The organism is Shewanella sp. AS16 (assembly GCF_021412365.1).
In the GTDB taxonomy this organism is placed as follows: Bacteria; Pseudomonadota; Gammaproteobacteria; order Enterobacterales; family Shewanellaceae; genus Shewanella; species Shewanella salipaludis.
This window is the reverse complement of sequence record NZ_JAKCLK010000005.1, coordinates 37,762-48,949: the sequence shown is the minus strand read 5'-3', so window position 1 is coordinate 48,949 and position 11,188 is coordinate 37,762. Positions and strand designations below refer to the sequence as shown.

9 protein-coding genes are annotated in these 11,188 nt (G+C 56.1%); all 9 read right to left on the bottom strand.

What is annotated here, in order from left to right; all coding sequences use genetic code 11:
• Window positions 1–1,017: a hypothetical protein gene (locus tag LZP73_RS13510; RefSeq protein ID WP_234235542.1), complete on the bottom strand. Its 1,017-nt coding sequence runs from the start codon at window positions 1,015–1,017 to the stop codon at window positions 1–3.
• Complete coding sequence (locus LZP73_RS13505; RefSeq protein WP_234235541.1) at window positions 1,002–2,198, bottom strand: hypothetical protein; 1,197 nt, start codon at window positions 2,196–2,198, stop codon at window positions 1,002–1,004. Before LZP73_RS13505 ends, LZP73_RS13510 begins: the two co-directional genes overlap by 16 nt.
• A 2-nt stretch (window positions 2,199–2,200) precedes the next feature.
• Window positions 2,201–2,491: a PAAR domain-containing protein gene (locus LZP73_RS13500; protein WP_169562750.1), complete on the bottom strand. Its 291-nt coding sequence runs from the start codon at window positions 2,489–2,491 to the stop codon at window positions 2,201–2,203.
• A gap of 40 nt (window positions 2,492–2,531) precedes the next feature.
• The gene (gene tssI, locus LZP73_RS13495; protein ID WP_234235540.1) at window positions 2,532–4,346 is read right to left on the bottom strand and encodes a type VI secretion system tip protein TssI/VgrG; all 1,815 of its coding nucleotides are present in this window, start codon (window positions 4,344–4,346) and stop codon (window positions 2,532–2,534) included.
• A 75-nt stretch (window positions 4,347–4,421) separates the two neighbouring features.
• On the bottom strand, window positions 4,422–4,901 hold the full coding sequence (locus LZP73_RS13490) for an Hcp family type VI secretion system effector (protein WP_169562752.1): 480 nt from the start codon (window positions 4,899–4,901) through the stop codon (window positions 4,422–4,424).
• A 332-nt stretch (window positions 4,902–5,233) separates the two neighbouring features.
• Entirely contained in the window at window positions 5,234–7,843 is a 2,610-nt protein-coding gene (gene tssH, locus LZP73_RS13485) for a type VI secretion system ATPase TssH (RefSeq protein ID WP_234235539.1), read from the bottom strand.
• A gap of 18 nt (window positions 7,844–7,861) precedes the next feature.
• Window positions 7,862–8,860, bottom strand: a complete 999-nt coding sequence (gene tssG / locus LZP73_RS13480) for a type VI secretion system baseplate subunit TssG (protein WP_234235538.1) — start codon at window positions 8,858–8,860, stop codon at window positions 7,862–7,864.
• The gene (tssF, locus tag LZP73_RS13475) at window positions 8,857–10,689 is read right to left on the bottom strand and encodes a type VI secretion system baseplate subunit TssF (protein WP_234235537.1); all 1,833 of its coding nucleotides are present in this window, start codon (window positions 10,687–10,689) and stop codon (window positions 8,857–8,859) included. The genes tssG and tssF overlap by 4 nt, the downstream gene beginning before the upstream one ends.
• A complete protein-coding gene (gene tssE, locus LZP73_RS13470) occupies window positions 10,686–11,177 on the bottom strand; it encodes a type VI secretion system baseplate subunit TssE (protein ID WP_234235536.1) in 492 nt (163 codons plus the stop codon). The genes tssF and tssE overlap by 4 nt, the downstream gene beginning before the upstream one ends.
• Window positions 11,178–11,188: the final 11 nt, after the last annotated feature.

The window sequence follows — 11,188 nt, the reverse complement described above, 5'->3', positions numbered from 1 at the left end:
TTAACTTCCTTGTTGTGGCGGCTGGTCATTCATGGCCTGCCAACTAAATAATCCTGTGGCGCGATAGCGTTTGGCGGAGATCTCACACTGCAAGACTTCGCCGCTTAGGCTTTTGCGCTGAAACCCCTGGTACAGATGCAAGAGGCGATACAAACCACCCGCCGCCCCCAGCTCACCACTCTGGTAAGCGGGAAACACCAAACGTGTCTGCCTATCCAACACCCCGGCCAGCGCGGGATAGGCGGCTAACCAGAGTTCGGTCAGTCGCTCATCGCCGTTGTCCGGCAGGTAAATACCGGACAAGGCCCCGCTGGCCACTTGCGCCACCTGGGTAAACAAGTTGCCAAGGGCCTGCGGGGCTGGAGTCCTTCCCAGATCCGCATCCGTGGCGGCAAAGTCCAGGCACAGGCCCTGGCTGGCATGCTCGAGGCAGAGGCTGACAATCCCCTCCGACGCTGCCAGGCCCATGTGTTCCTGACTCAATAAACGTCCCTCGGCGGCCAGCGTCTCCAGCAAGGCGACATCTGCCAGGCTGTCTATCGCCACCAACCACAGCCGGCCCCCTGCCTGCCCCCCATCCAGACTCGACGAGGGGTTCTTGCGTGCCAGCTGCTGCTTGGCCGCGGCCAACGCCATCAGGCAGCCGCTGCTGCCGTAGGGAAAAATTTTACAATCTGCATGAGCCAACAAGCCGGGAAACCTGGCCGTAATACGGCCGAGCAAGGATTGCAACGCCCCTTCATCCGTGCCCAGGGTTTCCGGCAAGATGAGGAAAACACACTCATTGTCCGGGCAGGCATGCTGGGTCGCAAACAGCTGCTGCAACAGGGCCATGGCCCTGGCCGCAAAATCAGGTTCGGCGGCCAGTTCCGGCAAAAAATTGGCCACGATTCGGCCCCCTTCGAGCTCGACAGCGCCATCCTCTGGGGCAAACTCATCGAGCATGGCACCCGAGGCCAGATCCCTGGCCTTGCCGATCAGCAACCCTGAGAGTGCCAAATTCAACACGAATGCCATTGGCCCCCCAATAGCCCATCGGGCCGTGACAGGGGCAGCTCAGGCCGGCGCAACTTGGCATGGCAGGCGGCGGCCCAACGCTGGGCCTGATTGCCCCCATGCCAGATAGCGTCCAGGGCGTCGCCCTCCAGGGTCCTGCCCGCCAATACGGGCTCGGGACCAAAGTTGGGGACAGCTTCAACAGCAGTTTCCAACAGGCGCTCACCCTCTTCAACCCCCAGCAGCAGGCAGAGGGCGTCGGCGGCGGCCTCGGCCAGCTCGTCAGGCTCTGAGTCTTCTCCTGGATCCGAGTGTTCGCCAAGCCCGGACGGCTCTGTCTGTTCAGGCGACTCAGTCTGTGTCGCCAGGTCACGCAGCAGAGGCACAAACTTGCTCAGGCCGCTGTAACCCAGGGCGCCGACTCGCCGCGGCAGTGCGCCGGTTTGCAGCAGCAGATTGAGCATAGCGACCTTGGACTGCGCCGGTGCGCCGCAAAGCAGTAAGGGGACATAATCCGAGTCCTGCAGACCCTGCTGCAACAGCTGCTCGAGCAGCCTAGGCTCATCGCCGCCCTGCCCCAACAGATACAGTGCCAGCTTGGCCTGCAGCGCCACGGGCCCTGCGTCCCCTGCATGGGCCAGCAGCCTGTCTTTGGCAGCCACTTGCCCCGTGCTCGCCAGGTACCAGAAATAGGCCGGCGCGACTTGCTCCCCCTCGCCTATGTCCAAGCCGGGAGAAGTTAAGTCGGGAGAAGTTAAGCCGGGAGTGGATAAGCCGGGCACAGCCAGATAGCTCGCCAGTTGCCAGCAAAACTCGCCGCCCCCGCCAATGGCACTCGATGCCAACAGTTGCCGCAGCGGCAGCTCATCCAAGGTCAACTTGATTGCCGCCAGCCATAGTGCCTGGGACAGTGTCGCCTCCGGCGCATGCAGCGCCTTTGCGTCCCACGCATCCCTTGGGCTTGCATCCAGCGGCGTCAGCAGCCAGGCGAGCCAGGGACGGCTTGAGTCGCCCATGCTATCCGCAATTTCGCCCGTGTCGGTGCGCCCCAGGCCGCGCCGGCGCAGCAGCCGCAACCCCGCCAGCAAGCGGTTATCATGCTCGCGTAACTGCTGCAACCCGGCATAGCGGCTGCCGAGCAACACCTCTCTCTGACTCAGGAGTAACCCAGTGCGTTCCAGCAGCATCTCATCTGTGAGCATACTTAACCGCCAATGAGCACTGTCGGTACCCCGACCACGAGTTTGCCGCCATGATCTGTGGCATCACCCAACCTGGCGGCATTCTTGCCATTGATAAACACGCTCGATGAACCACCACTGATGGTGTCGGGTGGCCCTATGCACACCAGCTTGTCGCCCTTGCGGGCCGCAGGTATGCCGCCAATAGACACATTGGGAGAGCCGGCCACCACGGGACCGCCCACATGAGGCACTTGCCCTGTCACTTTTGGGCAAAGGTGCATGGAACCTATCACAGACGCAGGCTTTCCCATATCGCTTCCTTAATACTGTCCTTGGCTTGCCGGCATGGCATCAGTTGATGCTGACCTTGCTGCCCTTGATGGTGATGTTGCTGCCCTTGATGCTGATCGAACCGTCGCTCTTCATGGAGATCGAGGCCGAGCCCGTCTTGATGGTAATGGCGTCGCCGGCATCTATGACCAGTTTCTTACCCACCTTGAGGGTATCGCCCCCATCTATGGTTGTTTTGCGGTCTTTATTGACTGTGACTGTGTCCTTGCCCTTCACCAGCGTCAGCCTGTCGTTATCGACCGTGTCCGACTGATCGTTTTCGACATGGAAGGTAAAGTCTTTCTCTGCATGCAGGTAAACTAACTCACTGCCCTTCTTGTCGTCGAAACTCAACTCGTTGAAGTTGGCCGCGCCGCCTTTCTCTGTGGAACGGGTCTTGATGCCGCTCTGGGACTTGGCGTCCGGCAAGGCATAGGGCGGCATGTGATCCGAGTTGTAGACAGACCCGACTATGATGGGCTGATCCGGATCGCCGTTGAGGAACTCCACCAGGACTTCCTGATCGCGGCGGGGGAAGAAGGCACTGCCCCAATTTTTGCCGGCCCAGCTCTGGCTCACCCTGATAGGGCAGGAACTCTCGTGATCTTTGATCTGGCTCCTGTCCCAATGAAACTTGACCGTGACCCGGCCCAGGGCATCGACGGAAATCTCTTCGCTGCCCTTACAGGTTACCGTCGCCGTCTGCACCCCACGGATCTTGGGTTTCGCCGTAATGGCACGTGGGCGATAGGCCACTGTCTTGGGAACACATTGGAAACTATTGGTGATCTGTTGCAGTTTGACCTGGCTGGCGCCGGTTTGACTGACCACGGCCGCCGTCAGCACCAAACGGGTAATGACATATTGCTTGCCAACTTCCGCCTTGTCTTCATGCTCGGCAAGGGTAAAGGTTTGCCCGGTCGCGAAGGTGCGGCAATTACTCGCCCCCTTGCGCAACTGTATGTCACGCTGCAGTGCCTCCAGTTTAACCGCGGCAACGGCCTTGCCGCGGGGATGCACATCGGCCTCGGCCTCGTAGGAAAAAATTTCGTAATCTGCATGTTTGGGCACCAGGCTGCCGGCGTTATGCGTGCCTGTGGGCAATTCCTTGGGCTTGAGCAGGTTGTAGCCGCGCTGGACATATTTACCCGGCGCCATGTTGACTGCGCTATGCCATTGGCTGATGTGGGCTTCGGCCAGACTGCCGGTATGAAACTTGACTTTATTCTCTATGCAAGGCTCGTAGGCGGTCGCCTTATCCGCTAATACCAATGTATGGCCGCTCTCGGTATGGGTGAAATAATAAAATATTCCTTCCTGTTCCAATAAACGACTCATGAATAAAAAGTCGGATTCTTCGTACTGAACCTTGAATTCATAATCCGGGTAGGTGCCACTTATTTTGGCGGACACATCCACCTTGACACCATGTTCACCCGCGAGTTCCTCTATGATCTTGAGGATGTTTTTTTTCTTGAAAATGCGACTGTTGACCCTATGCTGCATGAACCATGCGGCGGCAACTATGGTGATGGCATAATCTCTATGATCGTTATTTTCTGCGTCTTTGTTGACCCTGAGACCCAGGGAGGTAATATCAGAAACCACGCCATTAATATAGCGCTGTTTGCCATTACCCAACTTGAGTGTAATAGTCACATCCTTACCTATCAGCTCCTGCGAATTAATTTCGCCGCCATTGGTATAGACATGTGCCTTGACATTAAAAAGATCCGATATCGCTTCCTCAAACACAAAACGAGTCAAGTAAAGCTTATCTTTCCCTAGGGGAGTATCAATCTTGATACTGTTCTCATCCTGAGTAGCCAACTGCATATCGAAACCCTAATGCTATTACATAAGAAACAAAGAAAACTGATGCGGATAAACCGCACCAGTCTGACCTTAGCCTTACAGCTTCTGGCCTTTAACACCGCTATAGCCATAAACTTGTGGCGCAGCAGCATTGTTTTTGTCGTCTGATGGTACAACAGTCATCATTAACTCTGTGTAACTAATGACAATTGTTTCAACTGGACGGTCACCTGAAACTGACATGTGATAGCTGCTAACCATGGCATCTGTCAGTTCAATTTTCATGATTTCTTCGATAACATCACCTTGCTTGGTGATGTGGAAAATCGCTTTTTTACCCTTGCCGATAGTCGCTTCTTTGAAGAAATCAGGAGAAGACTTATCTTGCAACTTAGTGATCACCACGTCGCTCAGACGTGTTGAACTGGCTTCACGATCCATTGTGGTACCAGTGTAAGAAGTGATTTCGCGCTGTGAACCCCAATCCATTGACAGGACAGTGATCATATCTTTAAAAGCTTCAGCAGTGGCTTCGCCTTTAATGCCTTCATAGTCCAAATATGTATTTGCTTGCATTACAATATTCCTTTTTACAAATTAACACGGCTGTCCTTAAATGGACGTTAAATAACGTCAAGGCATCCAATACCTTAACGACCAAAAAAGAGTACCAAGATCAATAGCAGATTAACCATCACTGGCAACAGATATAAAAATCGGCACTCTATTTAAGTACAGTGGATTATACTACCCACAATAATTTGTTCAACATTTAATATCGAATAATTGGCGATGCAATATATTTAACCCATGAAACAACACTTTATTAAATTTATTAACAAAGCATTAATCACCACATGTCAAAAATATGTCTCTCGCCAATTAATCCTATTTCAGCTTTGCCTGATTCAATCCAGCTTGTAGCTGAAATCATCGTCCATTATCTCCAGGCTGACATGCGTCAGCGGCTGCGCATCCGCAACACATTGCAGTATTTTCACCGACAGTTCGGGAAGAATGCGATTCTGTAAGATGTTGTGAATGGTTCTCGCACCACTGTCGGCATCCTGACATTGGGACACTATGTAATCCAGCACCTGAGCTTGATAAGCGAATGTCACCCCATAGTGTTTTTCCAGACGCTTGGTCACGCGCGCGAGTTGCAAACGGGCGATCATCACCAGTTTGTCCGCATCGAGCGGCAAGTAAGGGATGACGTTCAGGCGCCCCAGGAATGCCGGCTTGAATACCTGCAACAGATCCGGCTTCAGCGCCTTGGCGAGTCCGGTCGCCGACGGCGCCGTGGCCTCATCCTCACACAACCTCATGGTGGTATCCGTGCCCACATTGGAGGTCATGATGATGATGGTATTCTTGAAGTCTATGTCCCGACCTTCCCCATCCTTGATGGTGCCCTTGTCGAATACCTGATAGAAAATGTCCTGTACCCCTGGGTGGGCTTTTTCCATTTCGTCGAGCAGAATCACGCTATAGGGCTTGCGGCGCACCGCTTCCGTCAGCACCCCGCCCTCACCATAACCTACGTATCCAGGCGGTGAACCCAGCAACAGGGACACCTTATGTTCTTCCTTGAATTCCGACATGTTGATGACGGTGAGATTGTCTTCACTGCCATAGACTTGTTCCGCCACCGCCAGTGCGGTTTCTGTCTTACCGACACCGCTGGGACCTGTGAGGAGGAAAATGCCATTCGGCTTATTCTCGTCGGCGAGCTGGGCCCTGGAAGTTTGCACCGTCCTGGCGATCAGCTCCAGCGCATGGGTTTGGCCTATGACCCTCTGTGCCAGCGTGTCCTTGAGCGACAATACCGTCTTGATCTCATCCGCCTGCATCTTGCCAAGGGGGATACCCGTCCAATCCGAGACCACCTCGGCAATCAGGGCCTCGCTCACCAGCCAGTGCACCATGGGACAAGGGATCTCTGCCAGAGAGGCTTTGATTTCATTTAACCTGTCCAGCAACCCCGACTTGTCTTCCAGGCTGTCATCACTCAATTTTTCGGCCAGATCCCGGGCGGCCAACACCAATTCCTGCTCATGGTGCCATTGCCTCTCCAGCTGTGCCAGCTTGTCCCGGGCCTGGCTCAGGTCCGTCTCCAATTGTTCCAGGGTCGCCAGATGATCCGTGCCTAAGGTCTGCTCGCGGCGTAACACGGCCATTTCGGCCTGGAGCTGCTGCACCCGGCGCTGCTGATCTTCCACCTGGCCCGGGACCGCATCCTGGCTCATGGCCACCCGGGAGCAGGCGGTATCCAAGAGGCCCACCGCCTTATCCGGCAGTTGACGGCCATTGATATAGCGATCCGACAGGTGGACCGCCGCCTGCAGCGCCTTGTCGGCGATGTTGACCTTGTGATGCGACTCCATCACCGGCAGTATGCCACGCAACATGACGACCGCCAGCTCGGGTCGCGGCTCTTCGACTTTGACCACCTGGAAACGCCTGGTCAGGGCAGCATCTTTCTCGAAGTACTTCTTGTACTCGGCCCAAGTCGTCGCCGCTATGGTCCTGAGCTCGCCCCTGGCCAACGCCGGCTTGAGCAGGTTGGCGGCGTCGTTCTGCCCCGCCTGGCCACCACTGCCTATCATGGTATGGGCTTCATCTATGAAGAGTATGATGGGCCGGGCACTGTTGCGGACTTCCTTGATGACGTTCTTCAGGCGGTTTTCGAATTCGCCCTTCATTCCGGCACCCGCCTGCAGCAAGGCCAGGTCCAGTACCCTGAGGGAAACGTTTTTCAGTCTGTCGGGCACGTCGCCGGCCGCTATCTTGAGCGCCAGGCCTTCCACCACGGCCGTCTTGCCGACACCGGCTTCCCCCGTCAGTATCGGGTTGTTCTGCCGCCGGCGCGATAATATGTCTATCATCTGACGGATCTCGAAATCCCGGCCTATGATGGGATCTATCTTGCCTGCCAGCGCCTGTGCCGTCAGATCTTGGGTGAATTGATCCAACGCCTGGGTCTTACCCTGGCCCACGGCCTGCTGTTCGGCCTGGGTTGCCGTCCCGGGGGTTTGCTGTTCCCGGGAATGGGCTTCCAGGCTGGGCCAGGCCTTGAGTATCTCGGCGGCATCCAGCTTATCCAACTCGCTGACGCGGCGGCTCACCGGCGCCGCCAGGGTGTCATCCTTGAGCAGGGAGTACAACAGATAGGCCGAGCGTATCTGCGCATCGCCGAAGTCTATCGTGGTATTCAGCCAAGTCGCCCGCAGCAGGTTGACCAGCTGAACCGAAATGGCGGGCAGCGAATTGTTGCCCGTCTTCAAGCCTTCGAGCGCTTGCTGCAATTGGTAGTGCAACTTGTCCGCATCCACGGCGAAGCTGCTGAGCAGCAACCTGAGATCCGAATCTTGCTGCTCCAACAGGGCGTCGAGCCAATGCTCGATTTCCACGCTGTAATGACTGCGGGATTGACACTTGGCGGTGGCCGCTTCCAGCCCGGCTTTGGTTAGCGGGTTGAGCTTTTCAACCAGGCTCTTTAACGAAGTATTTGACATATAGCTTCCTATGCTTAATTAACTGCGTGCCAGCTTAAAACTGACTTGGCTGGCACTCTCCAGCCTATGGCTGCGAATACTCAAACGTCCTATCTGTCCGAGCCGGTTCCGACCCGAGCCCAGTTGTACCCGGGCAAAGTCGGTATAACGCCCCGACAGGCTGATGCGTGTCCGTATCACGGGATCCAGATACCGGGACAACAAGCCCTTGACCAGCTCATACAGACTCTCCCCCGGCATGAGACGGCTCAGCACCTCAGACTCTGCCTCGATGCGCACATCTATGGCCGAGCCTATGTCCCACACCCTGCGACCCAACATGGCGGAACGTCCCAACTCGGCATTCACGCCCTCGGGTTGTAACCGGCTCGCCAAGCTGCTGCACTCCTCATCATTCAGGGTCAACCAGCGCCCCTGCAGGGGAATGATGCTGACCTTGGCGCCGAGCAATTCGGTCAGCATCTGCTGCAGATGTTGGGCACCGCGGTTCGCCGTGGCGAAGGCGCCGGCGTAATAGGAGCCCATGGAGGCCTGGGTGCCGACCAGCTTGGTCAGCACCTGGCTGAAGGAGTCCTGGCTGTCGGCCTGATTCTCGTATTGGCAGGGAAAGCGATACTTCTCCCATGCCCGGTAATAGAGGGATATGAGCCTGTGATTGAAGAGATCGAAGAAGTCCCGCATCGACCTGTCACGCTGCTTCAAGCGCTGCAACATCAGCTCGGAATAATGTTGCGGCAAGACCCCGGACGGCCCTGTGAGCCCCATGAAACTGACATGTATGTCATGGCTGGACTTGTCTGGGTAGCTCGAGTCCGTGGCTTCGATCTTACTTATGGGTTGCCCGGGGAAGCCCATGTGCTGCACCGACTTGAAGCGGATCAATTCCTGCCCGGGAAAGGCATCGCGGCCGACGCTGTACCACTGCTGTTCCTGGGCCGACAGCTGACGCTGCAGGAAATACACCGCCTGATAAAAATCGACGCTGCCGGGCTGCTCGAGCAACTGAGTGAAGGTCATAGCAACACCTGTCCACCGACCCTGGCCGGCCAGGTGTGGTACATTTGTTCCTGCTCTTTGAGCTTGATCGACAGTCGGGTGTAGGAGTTGATGGCCGCGAACTGGGCGAAAAACACATCCAAGATGTTGGCGAAAAAGTAAACCCCGGTGCCGGCATAGGCCGACTGACTGAACTCGAGACGGATCTCGGAACCGGCGCACACAGCCACCCGTCCGCCCTGATTCACCCTGGCACTGCCCTGGCCTATGCTGAGGCCGACTATGCCGTCGATCAGGGCCTTGGACTCGGGAGTGCAGCGGAAATCATACAGCTTGAGGGTATCCTTCAAGCGCTCCAGCGCCCGTTCACCGGTGAAACTGTTGAGTGTCAGGTGATTGACCAGTTGCCAGCGACTGTTTTCCTGCAACGCCGGCCGCACACTTATGGTCGGGGCCACCAGGCATTGCACGCTCTTGATCACATCCACATGACTGCGAATATTGAACTTGGGCTCGCCACCGCCGAACGGCAGATAGGATGGCAGGTTCCTGTTGCTGCATTGAGCCGTCACCTGGATCACCCAGTCCTGCTCTGTGTCTTCGACAGACACCCCCTTGAACTTGCGATCTATCACGGACAGGTACATTTCCGTGCCCGCTTCCGAATAGCCGCCGGCCCAATCGACGAACTCCCTGCGGCTATGCCAGAACATGTCTTCTTGCTGCAGGTAATTCGGGTGTCCCTGGCTGTAGTAGGGATTCAACACGACTTCGTTGCCGAAGGGATCGTAGGCTTCCACCTTGTCGATGGAAATGACTTCGCAGACATCGGCATCGAGGTAACCCGGCGCCAGGCGATACTCGTATTGCGACGCCAACAGCTTTATCGGCTCCAGCTTCTGCGAAAACAGGTTGATCACCGGGGTGCATCCGAGCAAAAAACTCTCGGCGTTGATATGACGCTCGAGCTCGGGCGCCCCTTCGGCGAGGTAAAAGTACAGCTCGAATTGATCGGCAATCCCGGACCACTCCGGGTCCAGCTCGTCGAGATCCACGAACAGAAACTTCTCCGGACACAGGAATTGCTCCACCAGCAGACGATAGCCGGCGAAGCTTTTCTGGCTGTAGGGCACCACTTGCTCATCGTCGCCGAAGCCAACACTCTTTATGTGCCTCGGCTGCAGGTAACGTATCTTATCCTCGGCACCGACCGGGGCTATGCCTATGCTCAACACCTGCCTGAACAGCAGTTCATACAGGGCATAGACATGATGGCGCTGGCCATTGAGATAGAAGCGTAATCTGCGGCAGCCCAGTTCATGCATCGCCGTATTGTCGAATTCACAGGCGAGCGTCAGCTTGATGACGGCCTTGATCTGCCTATGGGACATGGGGGTCGGCGCCTTGAACGGCGCATTCTTGAATTCGGCCTTGACCACCTCCAGCGGCAAGACTTCGGTGGCGTAACAGGACTTGAACAGGCAAGGCTTCAAGCCATCGGCCTGAGTTTCGAATTCAGTGCCACGCTCGACCACTATGCCCGAGGTCGACAGATTCTGGCTGGTCATCTTCAGGATGGAACAGGCGGGGATAGGCGCCTGGTAGTCCGGGTACAGCTGGCCCAATAAGGCATCTGTGACTTCCGGAAAGCTGTCATCCAATTTCTGGCGGATCTGCGCCGTCAACAGGGAAAAGGCTTCAATAAGCCGCGACACATGGGGATCTTCGACATTTTCTTCTGTGATCCGCAGCCGCCCGGCAATCTTGGGATATTGCTCGGCAAATTCGGCGCCCATGCGACGGATAAAGGTCAGTTCACGATTGTAATACTTGAGCAATTCATCGTTCATGATTGATAGTCCTTTATCTTTAATCCCAGGTGCACAGGCTCGATCTCAGAATCGAACATGATATGTTCGGGTTCCGGATCGGCATACAGCAACGCCTGGATCCTCAATCGCAACACCCTGTCTATGGCGTCTTCATTTTCGATGAGCACCACTTCGACGTCGATGAACCTGGGTTCGAAACGCCGAATCGTCTGCTCCACCGCGCGGCATAATTTGGCTCTGCCCTGCTCGGTATCGACCACCATCACGGAGAAATCCGGCAGGCCGTAATTCAACAAACTCTGGTCCAGTTCCTGATAACAGTCGGGCCAGATATGCCATTGCACCCGGCTGTTGAGCAGGTTTTCCAGATCCCGTTTCACACTGGCGCGCAGGGCCTTAAGATCGAAACTGCGGCGGGAACGCCCTGTGTCGCTCTCCCCCGGCGCGTCATCTATCAGCCGGTCCAGTACCGACATCTGCAATGTGTGTTTGTTGCTAATCTTCACAGGTCAATTCT